Annotated in this window: 18 protein-coding genes; 16 read left to right on the top strand and 2 right to left on the bottom strand. The window is 39.0% G+C overall.

Translation table 11 applies throughout. The features are described 5' to 3' along the window. Positions 1-160: 160 nt before the first annotated feature. A complete protein-coding gene (locus tag ABN236_RS15285) occupies positions 161-808 on the top strand; it encodes a hypothetical protein (protein ID WP_349474343.1) in 648 nt (215 codons plus the stop codon). Positions 809-898: 90 nt separating this feature from the next. Here ABN236_RS15285 and hmpA read toward each other — a convergent pair whose 3' ends face one another. Further along, complete coding sequence (gene hmpA / locus ABN236_RS15280) at positions 899-2,098, bottom strand: NO-inducible flavohemoprotein (RefSeq protein ID WP_349474342.1); 1,200 nt, start codon at positions 2,096-2,098, stop codon at positions 899-901. 366 nt (positions 2,099-2,464) lie between these two features. Here hmpA and glyA point away from each other — a divergent pair, with 366 nt between their 5' ends. From glyA to ABN236_RS15260, 4 genes are all read left to right on the top strand, one after another. Continuing rightward, positions 2,465-3,718, top strand: a complete 1,254-nt coding sequence (gene glyA / locus ABN236_RS15275) for a serine hydroxymethyltransferase (RefSeq protein WP_088495048.1) — start codon at positions 2,465-2,467, stop codon at positions 3,716-3,718. 92 nt (positions 3,719-3,810) lie between these two features. Continuing rightward, on the top strand, positions 3,811-4,965 hold the full coding sequence (locus ABN236_RS15270; RefSeq protein ID WP_349474341.1) for a 3-phenylpropionate MFS transporter: 1,155 nt from the start codon (positions 3,811-3,813) through the stop codon (positions 4,963-4,965). 167 nt (positions 4,966-5,132) lie between these two features. Next, entirely contained in the window at positions 5,133-6,401 is a 1,269-nt protein-coding gene (locus tag ABN236_RS15265; protein ID WP_349474340.1) for a M24 family metallopeptidase, read from the top strand. Between the two features lie 26 nt (positions 6,402-6,427). Then, positions 6,428-7,099: a CerR family C-terminal domain-containing protein gene (locus ABN236_RS15260; RefSeq protein WP_088495050.1), complete on the top strand. Its 672-nt coding sequence runs from the start codon at positions 6,428-6,430 to the stop codon at positions 7,097-7,099. Positions 7,100-7,164: 65 nt separating this feature from the next. Here the strand turns inward: ABN236_RS15260 and suhB are convergent, their stop codons facing one another. Beyond that, entirely contained in the window at positions 7,165-7,968 is an 804-nt protein-coding gene (gene suhB / locus ABN236_RS15255; RefSeq protein ID WP_023581619.1) for an inositol-1-monophosphatase, read from the bottom strand. 124 nt (positions 7,969-8,092) lie between these two features. On the opposite strand from suhB, the gene trmJ reads away from it, so the two are divergent. From trmJ to ABN236_RS15200, 11 genes are all read left to right on the top strand, one after another. Next, positions 8,093-8,821, top strand: a complete 729-nt coding sequence (trmJ, locus tag ABN236_RS15250; RefSeq protein ID WP_349474396.1) for a tRNA (cytosine(32)/uridine(32)-2'-O)-methyltransferase TrmJ — start codon at positions 8,093-8,095, stop codon at positions 8,819-8,821. 131 nt (positions 8,822-8,952) lie between these two features. Further along, positions 8,953-9,447, top strand: a complete 495-nt coding sequence (iscR, locus tag ABN236_RS15245) for a Fe-S cluster assembly transcriptional regulator IscR (protein ID WP_006533450.1) — start codon at positions 8,953-8,955, stop codon at positions 9,445-9,447. Positions 9,448-9,515: 68 nt separating this feature from the next. After that, positions 9,516-10,730, top strand: coding sequence for an IscS subfamily cysteine desulfurase (locus tag ABN236_RS15240; RefSeq protein WP_072063243.1), 1,215 nt, complete (start codon positions 9,516-9,518; stop codon positions 10,728-10,730). A 24-nt stretch (positions 10,731-10,754) separates the two neighbouring features. After that, positions 10,755-11,141 (top strand): Fe-S cluster assembly scaffold IscU, encoded by a 387-nt coding sequence (gene iscU, locus ABN236_RS15235; RefSeq protein WP_023581622.1) that lies wholly within the window; start codon positions 10,755-10,757, stop codon positions 11,139-11,141. A gap of 89 nt (positions 11,142-11,230) precedes the next feature. Then, the gene (gene iscA, locus ABN236_RS15230) at positions 11,231-11,554 is read left to right on the top strand and encodes an iron-sulfur cluster assembly protein IscA (RefSeq protein WP_006533446.1); all 324 of its coding nucleotides are present in this window, start codon (positions 11,231-11,233) and stop codon (positions 11,552-11,554) included. 48 nt (positions 11,555-11,602) lie between these two features. Next, positions 11,603-12,124 (top strand): co-chaperone HscB, encoded by a 522-nt coding sequence (gene hscB / locus ABN236_RS15225; protein WP_088495053.1) that lies wholly within the window; start codon positions 11,603-11,605, stop codon positions 12,122-12,124. Positions 12,125-12,135: 11 nt separating this feature from the next. Further along, positions 12,136-13,986, top strand: coding sequence for a Fe-S protein assembly chaperone HscA (gene hscA / locus ABN236_RS15220; RefSeq protein WP_349474339.1), 1,851 nt, complete (start codon positions 12,136-12,138; stop codon positions 13,984-13,986). 2 nt (positions 13,987-13,988) lie between these two features. Next, positions 13,989-14,324 carry an ISC system 2Fe-2S type ferredoxin gene (gene fdx, locus ABN236_RS15215; protein ID WP_006533442.1) on the top strand — a complete coding sequence of 112 codons (336 nt, stop codon included), beginning with the start codon at positions 13,989-13,991 and terminating at the stop codon, positions 14,322-14,324. A gap of 15 nt (positions 14,325-14,339) precedes the next feature. Beyond that, positions 14,340-14,534 carry a Fe-S cluster assembly protein IscX gene (gene iscX, locus ABN236_RS15210; protein WP_006533441.1) on the top strand — a complete coding sequence of 65 codons (195 nt, stop codon included), beginning with the start codon at positions 14,340-14,342 and terminating at the stop codon, positions 14,532-14,534. Between the two features lie 280 nt (positions 14,535-14,814). Beyond that, positions 14,815-16,110: an aminopeptidase PepB gene (gene pepB, locus ABN236_RS15205; RefSeq protein ID WP_349474338.1), complete on the top strand. Its 1,296-nt coding sequence runs from the start codon at positions 14,815-14,817 to the stop codon at positions 16,108-16,110. 27 nt (positions 16,111-16,137) lie between these two features. Further along, positions 16,138-16,563 (top strand): enhanced serine sensitivity protein SseB C-terminal domain-containing protein, encoded by a 426-nt coding sequence (locus tag ABN236_RS15200; protein WP_088495056.1) that lies wholly within the window; start codon positions 16,138-16,140, stop codon positions 16,561-16,563. The last annotated feature ends 231 nt before the right edge of the window (positions 16,564-16,794 follow it).

Below are 16,794 nucleotides of genomic sequence, written 5' to 3'. Positions count from 1 at the left end.
TTTTTAATGTTTTGCCTATAATGCTATTTATATCTTATGCAAGTCTATTGAAGATACTGAACAATTTATTTTACTATTTTTTATGAACTTTAAGGCACAAAATGTTATTCAATAACTTTTGAGGAAAGTTATTATCATCATATTAAAAAATTATTAAGGTATGGGCAAAATAGTGTTTAATTATTTATTAAAGCGTCTCGCTTTATTTTTATGTGCAGCAGTGTTAATCGCTATCACAACGGGATTTATTTTTCTTGATATTTTAGTTCTTGATAATGGTATTTCTGAAACGTCAGTAACTGAATTAGGTCAAGAAATCATCGTCGCCATTATTTGCTTATTCTTTTTTATTAAAGCATGCCAGAACAGTGAACAACGGGGAGCGTTCACGCTTATTATGGGCTTTTTCTTGTGTATTTTAATTCGTGAGTTAGATGGTGTTTTTGATCAGATTGCACACGGATCTTGGGTTTGGTTTGCTCTAACGGTGACATTTATTTGTATTGCTATTGCAATTAGAGAAGGTAAAAGAACGTTAAAAGGCTTAATTCATTTCATTACTCACCCAAGCCATGGGATGTTAGTTGCTGGTTTATTATGTGTTTTATTGTTCTCTCGTCTATTTGGCATGGGAATACTTTGGCATAAATTATTGGGTGAGGATTATAACCGCGCCGTTAAAAATATGGTGGAAGAGGGCAGTGAATTATTTGGTTATACGCTCTGTTTAATTAGTGTTATTTGGTATGGTTTTTCTGCCAAAGATCATGTTATTCCCGCTGCGATTGAAAATAAATATCGACCATAAAAAGGTAGTGAAATAACCAAGAAAAGCGCTGATAAATATAACCAGCGCTTTTTTTATTCAATTTAAAATTGAACGTTAATGAAGGTATTTTTATTGTAAGTCTTGTGTAATAACAGCATGAGGACCAAAACATTCATAATGAAGCTTTTCACTATTAATACCCAGTTCCATAAGTTGTTTAGCAACAGATTGCATAAAAGGTAATGGGCCACAAAAATAGAAATGCATATCAGGAATAGCTAACCAATCTTCAACTTGTTTTAATGTCATTAAACCTTCGAATTGATAATCTTTATTTTGTACATCTTCAGTGCGTGGTGTGCGATACCATATCGCTTGTTGATAGTGTGAAAGTTGATTGCTGACTTGATTAACCTCATCTTTAAACGCATGAACGCCACCATGTTCAGCCGCATGTAACCAATTAATATTAGCTTGATGAGTTGAAAGTGTGTGCAACATAGACAACATTGGCGTTAAACCCACACCAGCTGAAATTAAGGTTACGGGTGTTGTTGGAGATACATCTAAATAGAAATCGCCCCCTGGTGCGGCAACTTGTAAAGTATCACCTTCTTGAATATGGTCATGAAGAAAATTCGATAAAATACCTTTATCTTCGCGTTTTACTGCAATGCGATAGGTTTTATTATTTGATGATTGAGTTAATGAATATTGACGTATTTCTTGATTTTCAAGGCGCTCATCACGGATATAAAGGCTTAAATATTGTCCAGCTTGATAAGGAGTCACAGAAAGTCCATCTTCTGGCTCTAATTCAAAACTGGTAATGACATCACTTTGTTTTACTTTATGTTTAACTTTAAAGTTTCGTAATCCTCTCCAACCGCCGCTTGTTTGTTCTTTTTGCTGATAAATTTGTTCTTCACGATTGATAAAGACATCAGCCAATACTTGATAAGCTGCTCCCCAAGCATCTAACACCTCTTGCCCAGGGCTAAACATCTCATCAATTGTTGCTAATAAATTTTCACCGACGATGGGATAGTGCTCAGGAAGAATATTTAAACTGACATGTTTTTGTGCAATTTTCTCAACGGCAGGCAAAATGGTGGCTAAGTTTTCAATGTTCGTTGCATAAGCGCATATCGCATTAAATAAGGCTTCGCGTTGTGCACCACTGCTTTGATGGCTCATGGTGAAAATATCTTTTAATTCTGGATGGCGAGAAAACATTCGGTCATAAAAGTGGGCGGTTAATGCAGGACCCGTTTTAGCAATGAGGGGAATGGTTGATTTAATTGTCGCGATAGTTTGTGCATCTAACATAATTGCTCCTGAAAGATTTTCAGTTTATTGTGAATTTTTATAAATTGCATTTTGTATGCAACTTATCTCTTTTTGATTATTTTGTAAATCTCTGTTTTTATTTTTTAACAAAAAATCTCAATTCTTAGAGAATGATGCGGGGTGTTTGCAAAATAAGGCGAGATGTGCCTCAAAAAGGGGAATAAGTACAGGATAAAATTGGGTTGTTAAAAAGTAATAATGTGCTGTTATAGTTGGATGGCAAACGATTGCGTATTTTTTCATTAGGGGCTATCTCAATGAAGAAAAAGAGTTTACACTGTATGCCATTCTTTCTCCCGCATGGGAGTTTGTCTTTAGTGAAGTTAGCTGAGTCAGGAGATGTGAATGTTAAAACGTGAAATGAATATTGCTGATTACGATCCAGAATTATGGAATGCAATGGAAGGTGAAGTGACTCGTCAAGAAGAGCACATCGAACTTATTGCTTCTGAAAACTATACCAGCCCTCGTGTTATGCAGGCGCAGGGATCTCAGCTGACAAATAAATATGCTGAAGGCTATCCGGGTAAACGTTACTACGGTGGTTGTGAGTATGTGGATGTTGTAGAGCAACTGGCTATTGATCGTGCAAAAGCATTATTTGGTGCAGATTACGCTAACGTACAGCCTCACTCAGGCTCTCAAGCGAATGCCGCTGTCTATATGGCATTGTTAAAACCAGGTGATACTGTTTTAGGTATGAACCTAGCACAAGGCGGTCACTTAACTCATGGTTCACCAGTTAACTTCTCTGGTAAACTGTATAACATCGTACCTTATGGTATTGATGAATCAGGTAAAATTGACTACGAAGATATCGCTATTCAAGCTAAAAAACATCAACCAAAAATGATCATTGGCGGATTCTCTGCTTATTCTGGTCTGGTTGATTGGGCTAAAATGCGCGAAATCGCAGACAGCATTGGTGCATTCTTATTTGTTGATATGGCTCACGTTGCAGGTATGGTTGCAGCAGGTGTTTATCCTAACCCTGTTCCTCATGCACATGTTGTTACAACAACAACCCATAAAACTTTAGCAGGTCCACGCGGTGGTCTTATCCTTGCTAAAGGTGGCGATGAAGAGTTTTATAAAAAACTGAACTCTGCTGTATTCCCTGGCTCTCAAGGTGGCCCTTTAATGCATGTTATTGCAGGTAAAGCGGTTGCATTAAAAGAAGCTATGGAGCCAGAATTTAAAGTTTATCAGCAACAAGTTGCTAAAAACTCGAAAGCAATGGTAGAAGTTTTCTTAGATCGCGGTTATAAAGTAGTGTCTGGCGGAACTGAAAACCACCTGTTTTTATTAGATTTAGTTGATAAAGATATTACAGGTAAAGATGCAGATGCTGCACTGGGTCGTGCAAATATCACTGTTAACAAAAACAGCGTACCAAATGATCCACGTAGCCCATTTGTAACTTCTGGTGTTCGTATCGGTTCTCCAGCGATTACACGTCGTGGTTTTAAAGAAGCGGAAGCTCGTGAATTAGCCGGTTGGATGTGTGATGTCCTTGATAATATCAATGATGAAGCGAACATTGAGAAAGTGAAACAAAAAGTCTTGGATATCTGCGCTAAATTTCCAGTTTACGCATAAGTTTGTAACGATATAATAAAACCCGTTGTACAAGCCCGCTTCGAGAACTTGTTCTTGGCGGGTTTTTTTGCATCTTAAAAATGGGGGATTGGATGGTTATTCCATCAACATTGTGGCTTGCCTTAGATTATTTTACCTATTTCTTTTCATACGGCATCTTTTTACCCTTTTGGTCCATATGGCTAAAAGGTGAGGGTGTCGATCCTGCAATGATAGGTCTGTTATTAGGTGTAGGTTTAACCGCACGTTTTGTTGGTAGCCTAATTTTAACGCCTGCGGTAAAGGATCCGTCAAAACTTATTACTGCATTGAGATTGTTTGCTTTTCTCTCATTACTTTTTACTGTTGCATTTATGATGGGTAGCCATTGGGCATGGTTATTCTTTGTAATGACAGGATTTAACGTTTTCTTTTCACCGATGGTGCCTTTAGGGGATTCTCTAGCTGGAACGTGGCAAAAACAGTTTCCTTTTGACTATGGGAAAATCCGCGTTTGGGGCTCAATCGCTTTTATTATTAGCTCATCATTGCTAGGTGTTTTAATTGATGCTTTTGGACATCCCATTATTCTTTATGGATTGATTGCCAGTACTTTAGCACTATTCCTGACATCTATGCTCCGCCCTAAAGTTATGCCACAGGGTAAAGTGAAAAAAGCAGAACACAACAATGTGTCTTTTATGAAACTCATTTCAGATGGGCCAGTTTGGCGTTTTCTGTTGTGTGTCTCTTTACTGCAAGGTGCGCACGCTGCTTATTATGGTTTTAGTGCACTTTATTGGGAAAAAGCAGGGTATGACACCGCAACAATCGGCTATCTTTGGTCATTAGGTGTGGTTTCAGAGGTGGTTGTTTTTATGCTCAGCCATCGTTTATTCCGCCGCTGGAGCGCAAGAAATCTACTCTTACTTTCTGCTTTTGCTGGGCTTTTACGTTGGGGGTTAATGGGGAGTTTTACCGCATTACCCGCACTTATTGTTGTTCAAATCTTACATAGTGGTACGTTTACGGTGTGCCATTTAGCGGCAATGCGCTTTATTAGTGCACGTCAAGAGCACGAAATTATTCGTCTACAAGCGGTGTATTCGGCTTTGGCGATGGGTGGAAGTATTGCGATCATGACCATTGTCTCTGGTTGGTTGTATGAAAAACTTCCTAATCAAGAGTCATTGATCTTCTGGTTAATGGCAGCATTAACGATCCCTGCTATGTTTATCAGACCAAGAGTACAACCTCAAAATACCTAATTTCTCTATTTTATAAAAATTAAGATCTGTAATGTCCCTTGATATTGCAGATCTTTTTATTTTCTCCTTTAAAAGCGCATTTTTTGATCAAGCGAATAATTGACCATTCTAAATATTAGGTTTAGATTTAATTCATTCAAATGAATGAATATGAAAAAGGTATTGTTATGAACAATAAATCAGTGATCCCAGCCAGTTTTTCTTTACAAGAAAGAGACAGACGCTGGCAGTTAGCTAGAGATATTATGAGAGATAATCAGTTAGATACATTGATTATCTATGGTGATAGAGAATCCGCCGCGCCGGCACCATTTTGTATTGATCACTATTTTACAAATGACCGACTAGGATCGGTTGTTATTTTTCATGAAGATAAAAAACCATTGATAGTCACTTTTGCACCAATGATGATCGCCGATCATATGCAAGCAAAGCTACGTGGTGATTTGCAGTGGATTGATGAAGATAATCTTGTTGTAGGAAAAACAGGGCGTAATATTGCTCAATTACTAAAAGAAATGGGTGTGCAGCAAAATGCACATATTGGTGTTATTGGCTTAGAGCCTTATCCTCCATTCTATTTTGATGGTGCAATGCCATTTAATACTCTAAACGGTATTAAGGATGCATTCCCTTATGCGAAATTTAGCTGTGTTTATCGTGATTTCTTTAAACGTGCATCCGTTAAAAGTGAAGAAGAACTGACACATGTAAGATATGCCGCCGCTATTGGTGAAGCAATGAGTGAAGCAATGCGCGTCACAACCAGACCTGGGGCGACAGAAGCTGATCTTGCGGCTGCTATTACTGCAACTTGCTTATCCAGAGGTGGGTTTACGGCTGAAATTCTAATGGGTTCAGGCTCTGAATATATCGGTTGGGGTCCTCCTGCTTGGCAATATCGCTCACAAGCACCTCGTGAAATTCAAATGGGTGATATTGTGTTATCAGAAATTTTCGCTTTATATGGAATGTATGAAACACAACACCAAGCTGCTGTTGCAGTGGGTAAAATTCATGAAAATTTAGAAAAAGCCGCTTTGGTTGCTCGCGAATGTTATGAAATAGGTGTTGAGCATTTAAAGGCGGGCGTTACTTTTGGTGAAGTGGTTGATTTAATGGAAAAACCATTATTACAATCAGGGGGATGGCATGTGCATCCACTTATCCATAGCATCAATCCTTATGGACCTATTGGTTTTGGTACTGCTCCGGGTATCGAATCATTACCATTGGCGAGTCGTTATAAACAAATTGAACGATTACCAAACCCGGGTCGAGAGCTTGTATTACAAGAGGGCATGACGTTTGCGTTTGAGCCTAACTGTGGCTTTGGTCATCACTTATGTAACTTAGGTGGTACGGTTGTAGTTGGTAAAAGTAAAGGGATTGAGTTAAATTCAAACTCAACACAATTAATGCGGGCTGATTTATAAGCCTAATAATAAATAGTTAATAAACAATGAAAAACACCAGTAAAACCGCGATAAGTACAGAACAGACTCAAGAAAAGTTAGTACAAGAAGGTATTAAGCTTTTTGCACTACACGGAATTAGTGGGTTGAGAACGAGACAACTTGCGCAGGATGCTGGTGTTAATCAATCAGCAATTCCTTATCATTTTGGTGGAAAACTAGGCGTTTATACTGCCGTTATTCAATATATTGCGACAGAATTAGCGTCAGAAATTCATTTTGACCAATTTGATAATAAGCTTCAGTTTTTATTAAAAGAAAATAAGTTAGATCGTGAATTACTTGCTTCTCTGATCCCTTTATTAGTCTCAGGATTAACGCGCGCTTTATTAGCACCTGAACGCCATTATTACAGTCAGTTGATTTTACGTGAGCAACTGGAACCAACTGAAAATTATGAGCTGATTTATCGTAATTTAATTGAGCCTTTTCATTTACGATTATCTCATCTTATCGAATTAATCGATAAAAAGAGTGACACATTAACGACTACTATTCGTGCTCATGCCGTTATTGGGCAAATACTTGGGTTTGTGATCGCGAGAAAAGCATTTTTATTACGTATTGATAAACAGGAAATGACATCGCAGTTATTAGATAAAATAGCCCAAGAAATTAGCCAATTATCAGTAAATGCACTATTAACAATAAATCAGTAGGTAATAAAAAAGACCATAATATTATGGTCTTTTTCTTTGTATATATTTTATTCGTATCAACGAAATTAACGTTTTAATGCATCTGTTAATTCACTACGAATTTCAGCTAATAATGCTCTGACAACACGTGGATTACCTGCAACAATATTACCTGTTTGTAGGTAGCCATGATTACCAGTAAAGTCAGAAACGATAGCACCTGCTTCACGAGCGATTAATTCGCCACCTAAGAAATCCCAAGGTTTTAAGCCAATCTCAAAGAAACCATCGACACGGCCAGCTGCAACATAAGCTAAATCTAAAGCTGCTGAACCAGTGCGACGGAAATCAGCACAAGGTACAAACAGTTTACCTAACATATTCATGTAAGCAGCTGAATGTTGTTTGCTTTTGAATGGGAAACCAGTCGCAAGAACTGCACCGTCTAAATCGCGAGCGTTAGAGCCACGTAGACGATAACCATTTAACTGTGCACCTTGACCACGAACGGCTGAGAATAATTCGTTACGCATAGGATCGTAAACAACAGCCACTTCAGTACGGCCTTTAATGCGTACAGCAATAGAAACAGAGAAGTGTGGAAGACGTTTAATGAAGTTAGTCGTGCCATCAAGTGGATCAATAACCCATTGTATGTCGTGATCTTCACCGAGTAACTCGCCACTTTCTTCCGTAATAATGGTGTGTTTTGGATAAGATTTACGGATGATTTCAATGATTGCTTGTTCTGCGTCACGGTCAACGTTAGTGACAAAATCATTGGTACCTTTCTGATTAGTTTCTACAGATTCAGGATTTTCGTAATTTTTGGCGATTAAATTACCAGCCTTACGTGCGGCACGTATGGCAATATTCAGCATCGGATGCATGGTTATCTTCCACAAGATGTTAAAGAACGGGGATAAAAAACGTGCGAGAGTATAACAGGCATTCGTGTTTCTGGCTACAATTGTGATAAAATAGATGGATCACAAAGCAATTAACAAGAAATCAATGTTAGAAAATATTCGCATCATCCTTGTAGAAACCTCGCATACAGGCAATATGGGCTCTACAGCTCGTGCTATGAAAACCATGGGATTAACCAATCTTTATTTTGTTAATCCAAAAGAAAAACCAGATTCACATTCTATTGCCCTATCAGCAGGTGCAAGTGATGTTATTGGCAATGCACATATTGTTAATAGTATCGATGAAGCGATTGAAGGCTGTGGTTTAGTCATAGGAACAAGCGCCCGTAGCCGTACACTTTCTTGGCCAATGCTTGCACCTCGTGAATGTGGTGAGCGTTGTGTTATGGAAGCTAAAAATAAGCCTGTTGCTGTTATTTTTGGCCGCGAACGCACAGGTTTAACTAATGAAGAATTACAAAAATGTGATTTTCATCTGTATGTTCCAACTAATCCAGAATATGGTTCTTTAAATTTAGCGATGGCTGTTCAGCTTGTTAGTTATGAAATTCGTATGGCAGCACTTGCCCAAGAAGAAAAACAAGAGGAAAATGGCCCATCAGAGATTGATTATCCACCAGCAGATGATATAGAACGTTTTTACGTTCATTTAGAGCAGGTGCTTAATGAATCTGGTTTTATTCGTCCTAAACATCCGGGACAAGTGATGAGCCGTTTACGCCGTCTATTTACGCGTGCGCGCCCAGAAACACAAGAGCTTCATATCTTACGTGGCATCCTGACGTCAGTTGAGAAATGGGCTAAGAAATAGAGGGCAAAGTTGATTAACTTAAGTCAACTTTTGGCTGAGTATAATACTTGACTAAAACACTCGGATAAATAGTTGACTAAATTACTCGGGAATGACACAATTTGATTATTGTTCACCACGGAGTATTTGTTATGAGACTGACATCAAAAGGGCGTTACGCAGTTACTGCAATGCTTGATGTTGCATTGCATTCACAGCAAGGCCCTGTCCCCCTCGCTGATATTTCAGAGCGTCAAGGGATTTCCCTTTCTTATCTTGAGCAGCTTTTCTCACGTTTGCGCAAAAATGAATTAGTCGCAAGTGTTCGTGGTCCTGGTGGCGGCTATTTATTAGGTCGTGATGCAGGACAAATTTTTGTTGCTCAAGTTATTTCTGCGGTTGATGAATCTGTCGATGCTACCCGTTGTCAGGGTAACAAAGAAGGTTGTCAAGGTGGCGATCGTTGCCTGACTCATACTTTGTGGCGTGATTTAAGTGATCGTATAACCAGTTTCCTAAGCAGTATCAGCCTTGAAGAGTTAGTAAATAACGAAGAGGTTATGGATGTCGCCGATCGTCAAGACAATGAAAAACGCCATGCTATTAATGGTCGTTTACAAGAAACCATTGTTAATATGCGAGTTTAACGGCGATCTCTAGGTAGGCAAAAACAAAATTATTAAAGAAGATCCGTCGTCTTTGGAGTTAGTGAGCAATGAAATTACCCATTTATCTAGATTATTCAGCAACCACTCCTGTTGATCCACGAGTTGCTGAAAAAATGATGCAATGCCTGACTATTGATGGCATTTTTGGTAACCCAGCCTCTCGTTCACACCGTTTTGGTTGGCAAGCAGAAGAAGCTATTGATATTGCACGTAATCAGATTGCTGATTTAATCGGTGCAGATCCTCGTGAAATCGTATTCACATCAGGCGCAACTGAAGCTGATAACCTCGCACTAAAAGGTGTTGCTAACTTTTACCAGAAAAAAGGTAAGCACATCATCACTTCAAAAACCGAACATAAAGCCATTTTAGACACTTGTCGTCAACTTGAGCGTGAAGGTTTTGAAGTCACTTATTTAGCACCAAAAAGTGATGGTCTAATTGACCTGAAAGAGCTTGAAGAAGCGATGCGTGAAGACACTATTTTAGTTTCTATCATGCATGTAAATAACGAAATTGGTGTTGTACAAGATATTGCTGCTATCGGTGAATTATGCCGTAGTAAAGGTATTATTTACCATGTAGACGCAACACAAAGCGTTGGTAAATTACCGATTGATCTTTCTAAGTTAAAAGTTGATTTACTTTCTCTTTCTGCGCATAAAGTTTACGGTCCTATGGGTATCGGTGCACTTTATGTTCGTCGTAAACCACGTATTCGTTTAGAAGCACAAATGCATGGTGGCGGACATGAGCGTGGTATGCGTTCAGGTACATTAGCCGTTCACCAAATTGTGGGTATGGGCGAAGCTTACCGTATTTTGAAAGAAGAAATGGCTGATGAAACTAAACGCTTAAACGAATTACGTTTGCGTTTATGGAATGGCATTAAAGATATCGAAGAAGTTTATATCAACGGTTCTTTAGAACACACTGCGCCAAACATTCTTAATGTGAGCTTCAACTATGTTGAAGGTGAATCATTAATGATGGCACTGAAAGATCTTGCTGTTTCTTCAGGCTCAGCCTGTACTTCAGCAAGTTTAGAACCTTCTTATGTACTGCGTGCGTTAGGTTTAACTGATGAACTTGCACACAGTTCTATTCGCTTCTCTCTGGGTCGTTTCACCACAGAAGAAGAAATAGATTATGCAATTGAACAAATCCACAGTGCAATTGGTCGCTTACGTGATCTTTCTCCACTTTGGGATATGCATAAACAAGGTGTTGATATCAACAGTATCGAATGGTCTCACCATTAATCAGACGTTTTCAGGAGTTAAATCATGGCTTATAGCGATAAAGTAATTGATCATTATGAAAACCCTCGTAATGTGGGATCATTTGATAATAATGACCCTACTGTAGGGAGTGGTATGGTTGGCGCACCTGCTTGTGGTGACGTTATGAAACTGCAAATCAAAGTTGACGATAATGGCGTAATTGAAGATGCGCGTTTTAAAACTTATGGTTGTGGTTCAGCAATTGCATCAAGTTCACTGGTAACAGAATGGATGAAAGGCAAAACATTAGATGAAGCCGAATCTATTAAGAACACAGCAATTGCCGAAGAATTAGAATTACCACCAGTGAAAATTCACTGTTCAATTCTTGCAGAAGATGCAATAAAAGCAGCGATTGCAGACTATAAAAGCAAACGCCAAGGCAAGTAATTGTCTTTTATAATAAAAAAATAAAATATTGGCGGATGCTGAAACTTTTTTTCAGTATCCGCTTTCGTTCTTTATGAGTGAGGTGTGCCATGTCAATTTCCCTTACAGAATCCGCCGCTAATCGTGTTCGCTCTTTCCTATCTAACCGTGGAAAAGGTGAAGGTTTACGTTTAGGCGTAAGAACATCCGGTTGTTCTGGAATGGCTTATGTTCTTGAGTTTGCTGATGTCATCAATGACGAAGATACTGTTTTTGAAGACAAAGGTGTGAAAGTTATCGTTGATGGTAAAAGCATGGTCTATTTAGATGGAACAGAGCTTGATTTCGTCAAAGAAGGATTAAACGAAGGCTTTAAATTTAACAACCCAAATGTATCGAATGAGTGTGGTTGTGGTGAAAGCTTCACTGTGTAATTTGTGTTAAAACACAGTATTAACGTTAATTAATCCAAGAGTAGATGTATGGACTATTTCACACTATTAGGCATGCCTAATCGTTTTGATATTGATAAACAGCAACTTGCTACACGTTATCAAGATATGCAGCGTCAATATCACCCAGATCGTTTTGCAGGTCAGTCTGAAAAAGAACAGGCTCAAGCAATCTCGCTTGCTTCAACCATCAATCAGGCTTATCAGACCTTAAAAAATCCACTCTCAAGAGCTGAATACATGCTCTCATTACACGGTATCGATATTGCTAATGAGCAACAAACGATGCACGATACTGCTTTTTTAATGGAGCAACTCACATTACGTGAAGAGCTGGATAACATCGAACACAGTGCTGAAGCCGAAAGTTTGTTAGCCGATTTTTCTGCGCGTTTAGAAAAAATGTACACAGTACGCCATGATGAAATGGTCAAAACGCTAGAGGATCAAACTTGGGATGTTGCTGCAGATAATGTGAGAAAATTACGTTTTCTCGCGAAATTAAAAGAGCAAGTAGAACAACTTGAAGAACGCTTGTTTGATGGTTTTTAAGGGAAATAGTTATGTCATTATTACAAATTAGTGAACCAGGTCAAACGCCTGCACCGCATCAGCGCCGGCTTGCAGCGGGTATTGATTTAGGTACGACACACTCATTAGTTGCCACTGTACGTAGTGGGCAAGCCGAAGCGCTTTCTGACAACGAAGGTCGCTATTTATTGCCATCTGTCGTGCAGTATCAAGTTGATAATATCAACGTTGGTTGGAATGCTAAAAAAGAAGCAGAAAAAGATCCTGCTAACACGATAAGCTCAATTAAAAGAATGGTGGGTCGCTCACTGAGTGATGTGACAAGCCGTTATCCAAACCTTCCTTATCATTTTCATGAAAATGACAATGGTTTACCGCTGATCAAAACAGCGGCAGGTATTGTTGATCCTATTCAAGTCTCTTCTGACATCTTAAAAACATTGGCTGAACGTGCAACACAATCATTAGGTGGCGAACTTGATGGTGTTGTTGTTACTGTACCCGCTTATTTTGATGATGCTCAACGTCAAGGCACAAAAGAAGCCGCTCGTCGTGCTGGTTTGCATGTTTTACGTTTATTAAACGAACCTACAGCAGCTGCTATTGCCTATGGTCTAGATTCAGGAAAAGAAGGCACCATCGTTGTTTATGACTTAGGTGGTGGTACTTTTGATATCTCTGTTCTTCGTTTAACTAAAGGTGTTTTTGAAGTCTTAGCGACTGGCGGTGATACCGCGTTAGGTGGCGATGATTTTGATATGATGCTGGCAGATTGGATAAGAGAACGTGCTGGTTTTGGACATCAAAAAGATGCTGTATTACAACGTCAATTACTGGATGTTGCGTCAGAAACTAAAATTGCATTGAGTGATAATGATGTTACGGATATCAACATTAATGGATGGAAAGGTGAGATCACTCGAGCTGAGTTTGAATCATTAATTCAATCATTAGTGAAGCGTACACTATTATCTGTTCGCCGCGCATTAAAAGACGCAGATGTTGAAATAGATGAAGTTTTAGAAGTGGTTATGGTTGGTGGTTCAACACGTGTACCATTGGTTCGTCAAATGGTTGGTGATTATTTTAAACGTGAACCTTTAACTTCAATTGATCCAGATAAAGTAGTTGCCATTGGTGCTTCAATCCAAGCTGATATTTTGGTGGGTAATAAACCGGATAGTGAAATGCTATTGCTGGATGTTATTCCTCTTTCTCTTGGCCTTGAAACAATGGGCGGATTAGTTGAGAAAGTGATCCCTCGCAATACCACTATTCCTGTTGCCAGAGCACAGGAATTTACGACATTCAAAGATGGTCAAACCGCAATGAGTGTTCACGTTGTCCAAGGTGAGCGTGAAATGGTGAGCGATTGTCGTTCTCTTGCTCGTTTTACACTGCGTGGAATTCCGCCAATGGCTGCGGGTGGCGCACATATTCGTGTCACATTCCAAGTTGATGCTGATGGCTTACTTAGTGTTAGTGCGATGGAAAAATCAACGGGTGTTGAAGCCTCAGTACAGGTCAAGCCTTCTTATGGTCTTAGTGATATTGAAATCGCTAAGATGATCCAATCTTCGATGGAAAATGCCCAAGAAGATTTACAAGCTCGTCGTTTAGCCGAGCAAAAAGTCGAAGCAGCTCGTGTGTTAGAAAGTTTAACCGCAGCATTAGAAGAAGATGCTCATCTGTTAAATGAAGATGAGAAAACGGCTATCGACAAAGTTGTAGATACCTTAATAGAGAGCGTTGAAGGAACAGATCCTGTTGCTATTGAAAACGCGATTAAACTACTGGATAAGCAAACTCAGGATTTTGCAGCGCGTCGTATGGATTCATCTATTCGACAAGCGTTGGCAGGTCATTCTGTGGATGAGATATAACTATGCCTAAAATTGTATTTTTACCCCATAGCACACTGTGCCCTGAAGGTGCTGTTGTTGACGCAACAGAAGGTGAGTCTATTCTAGATGTCGCATTACGCAACGGTATCGAGATTGAACATGCTTGTGAAATGTCTTGTGCATGTACAACTTGTCACTGTGTAGTGCGTGAAGGTTTTGATTCACTAGAAGAGAGCTCTGAGCTTGAAGACGACATGTTAGATAAAGCGTGGGGTTTAGAGCCTGAAAGCCGCTTAAGTTGCCAAGCAAAAGTGACTGACGAAGATTTAGTTGTTGAGATCCCTAAATATTCGATTAACCACGCAAGAGAGCATTAATTTTAGGAGTCGAGCATGAAATGGAGTGACACGCGTGAAATAGGGGAAGCGTTATTTGATCTTTACCCTGACACTGATCCTAAAACAGTACGCTTTACTGATATGCATCAGTGGATTTGTGATTTAGAAGATTTTGATGATGATCCACAGAAATCCAATGAAAAAATTCTTGAAGCTATTTTACTTGTTTGGCTTGATGAATTTGAATAATTGACGACACCGTAAACTTAAAAGACTGGCTTATTGCCGGTCTTTTTGCATTATGACCTTTTACATTCCACCTTGTCAGTGATTTAAAAATAACCATAAAGAGGGGAGTAGAGATATTTTGTTATGCGATCTTCTTCGAGGAATATCATGTAAATACGGAAGATCACTGGATGATAATGGTGACCTCTTGGTTTTTGCAGTAAATTGATCACGCTAAACGCTAAATATCTGGTAGTCTGAATAGGTTAACTGCCACCAGTAATAATAAGTGAGACAATAAATGAATAAACAAATTATGTCTATCATGCTGTCAAATGAACCTGCTGCTGCATGTTGGGGTGAAAAAGCACTAATTAGCACTAGCGAAACCGGCATGACAATCCACTTAACGGAAGAAAACCGTTTAGGCGCTATTCAGCGCGGTGGACGTAAAGTTGATAGTCAAGGCATTCGTAATGTTGCACTTGTTGGCGACGGCTGGGATTTAGAACGTAGTTGGGCTTTCTGGTTAGGTTTTAGAGCACCTAAAGGCGCTCGTTCAATCGAATGGCCACAATTAAATGATGCTGATAAACACGAACTAGAATCACGTATTCGCATCGTTGATTGGGTTAGAGATACCATCAATACACCAGCAGAAGAATTAGGACCAGAACAACTGGCACAACGCACGGTTGATCTTTTCTGTGGTCTTGATAAAGAAGATATTAGCTATAAGATCACCAAAGGCGTTGATCTACGCGATCAAAACTATGCAGGTATCTATACAGTTGGTCGCGGCTCTTCTCGTGACCCTGTCTATTTAGCATTAGATTTCAACCCAACCAAAGATAGTAATGCTCCTGTATTTGCTTGCTTAGTTGGTAAAGGTATTACTTTTGACTCAGGTGGTTATAGCATCAAACCTTCATCATCTATGAATTCAATGAAAGCCGATATGGGTGGTGCAGCAACGTTAGCGGGTGCTTTAGCATTAGCGGTTACTCGTGGTTTAAATAAACGCGTAAAACTACTGCTGTGCATTGCAGATAACATGGTCAGCGGTAATGCCTTTAAATTAGGTGATATTATCCGTTACCGTAATGGCAAATCAGTTGAAATCATGAATACCGATGCTGAAGGCCGTTTAGTTTTAGCGGATGGTTTAATTGATGCAAGCAATATTGCACCAGAGTTGATTATCGATGCAGCAACATTAACAGGTGCTGCTAAAGTTGCAGTAGGTAATGATTACCACTCTGTATTGAGCTTTGATGATAAATTAGCAGCAGAGTTACTGACTAGTGCTGAACAAGAAAATGAATTGTTCTGGCGTCTGCCATTAGCAGATTTCCATCGTAGCCAATTACCTTCTAGCTTCGCTGATTTAAACAATATTGCCGCACCTTCTCATACTGCGGGTGCAAGTACAGCTGCTGCATTCTTATCGCACTTTGTGACTGACTACAAAAAAGGTTGGGTACATATTGATTGTTCAGCAACGTACAGAAAATCTTCTGTAGAACAATGGGCAGCAGGTGCTACGGGTTACGGTGTGCGTTCTATCGCGAATCTGTTATTAGCAAAAGCAAAATAATAAACGTTATTTGATTTGGAGTTTGTAATGGGTGTATCTGAACAATTTGAGACACAAGAAATTGTTTCTGTTGAAGGTTCTTCTTTAAAGTTAAGCGTTCTAGAGCCACAACCTGAAGAATTAACAACCGCACTTAGCGAATTTTTTGGTGAACATAAACCGATCCGCCGTGCCTTTATTGTTAATGCTCAGGAGCAAGATAATGAAGAGTCGTTTTATCTTATTGGTTTAGAAATAACGGGTGAAGAAGAGGCGATTGCGCAAATACTCCCTCAAGCGGCTGAATCAGCTTTTGAATATTTAGAAGAAGGGCAATCACTAGATTTTTGCTTTGTGGATAAAGATGAAAAAGGTGTAAGTCATTTTATGATCCACCATGTATCACCTTTTTATCAACGCAAACTTGGAGGATTCTTAAGAAAAGGTATCCCGATAGTTAATCTGGATAGTTAATTCAGCCCTCTAAATTTAGGCGATATCTCATCAGATATCGCTTTTTTTTACCTTATAATAGAAAATTGACTAAATTAGCAAATCGTTTGCATTTTTATATAACGCTTTGTTTTAGATAGGCTTTGTTTTTAAAGTAAAAATAAGGTGATTTCGTGTTGTAAATTATTTTGTTTTACGCGATAAAAAATAGCTAATCTCGTTATTTTTTATCTTATTAGAATGAAGAAATAC

The sequence above is a fragment of the Proteus sp. fly-1013 genome, assembly GCF_040140245.1.
In the GTDB taxonomy this organism is placed as follows: Bacteria; Pseudomonadota; Gammaproteobacteria; order Enterobacterales; family Enterobacteriaceae; genus Proteus; species Proteus mirabilis_B.
The sequence above is the reverse complement of the archived record's forward strand: the minus strand, read 5'-3'. Positions and strand labels throughout refer to the sequence as shown.

What these genes read in the sequence shown, in the direction of transcription:
- iscU (WP_023581622.1), top strand. Translation starts at nt 10,755, where the DNA reads ATGGCTTATAGCGATAAAGTAATTGATCATTATGAAAACCCTCGTAAT.
- hmpA (WP_349474342.1), bottom strand. Translation starts at nt 2,098, where the DNA reads ATGTTAGATGCACAAACTATCGCGACAATTAAATCAACCATTCCCCTC.
- ABN236_RS15240 (WP_072063243.1), top strand. Translation starts at nt 9,516, where the DNA reads ATGAAATTACCCATTTATCTAGATTATTCAGCAACCACTCCTGTTGAT.
- iscR (WP_006533450.1), top strand. Translation starts at nt 8,953, where the DNA reads ATGAGACTGACATCAAAAGGGCGTTACGCAGTTACTGCAATGCTTGAT.
- hscB (WP_088495053.1), top strand. Translation starts at nt 11,603, where the DNA reads ATGGACTATTTCACACTATTAGGCATGCCTAATCGTTTTGATATTGAT.
- iscA (WP_006533446.1), top strand. Translation starts at nt 11,231, where the DNA reads ATGTCAATTTCCCTTACAGAATCCGCCGCTAATCGTGTTCGCTCTTTC.
- suhB (WP_023581619.1), bottom strand. Translation starts at nt 7,968, where the DNA reads ATGCATCCGATGCTGAATATTGCCATACGTGCCGCACGTAAGGCTGGT.
- pepB (WP_349474338.1), top strand. Translation starts at nt 14,815, where the DNA reads ATGAATAAACAAATTATGTCTATCATGCTGTCAAATGAACCTGCTGCT.
- ABN236_RS15200 (WP_088495056.1), top strand. Translation starts at nt 16,138, where the DNA reads ATGGGTGTATCTGAACAATTTGAGACACAAGAAATTGTTTCTGTTGAA.
- ABN236_RS15260 (WP_088495050.1), top strand. Translation starts at nt 6,428, where the DNA reads ATGAAAAACACCAGTAAAACCGCGATAAGTACAGAACAGACTCAAGAA.
- ABN236_RS15265 (WP_349474340.1), top strand. Translation starts at nt 5,133, where the DNA reads ATGAACAATAAATCAGTGATCCCAGCCAGTTTTTCTTTACAAGAAAGA.
- ABN236_RS15285 (WP_349474343.1), top strand. Translation starts at nt 161, where the DNA reads ATGGGCAAAATAGTGTTTAATTATTTATTAAAGCGTCTCGCTTTATTT.
- iscX (WP_006533441.1), top strand. Translation starts at nt 14,340, where the DNA reads ATGAAATGGAGTGACACGCGTGAAATAGGGGAAGCGTTATTTGATCTT.
- fdx (WP_006533442.1), top strand. Translation starts at nt 13,989, where the DNA reads ATGCCTAAAATTGTATTTTTACCCCATAGCACACTGTGCCCTGAAGGT.
- ABN236_RS15270 (WP_349474341.1), top strand. Translation starts at nt 3,811, where the DNA reads ATGGTTATTCCATCAACATTGTGGCTTGCCTTAGATTATTTTACCTAT.
- glyA (WP_088495048.1), top strand. Translation starts at nt 2,465, where the DNA reads ATGTTAAAACGTGAAATGAATATTGCTGATTACGATCCAGAATTATGG.
- trmJ (WP_349474396.1), top strand. Translation starts at nt 8,093, where the DNA reads ATGTTAGAAAATATTCGCATCATCCTTGTAGAAACCTCGCATACAGGC.
- hscA (WP_349474339.1), top strand. Translation starts at nt 12,136, where the DNA reads ATGTCATTATTACAAATTAGTGAACCAGGTCAAACGCCTGCACCGCAT.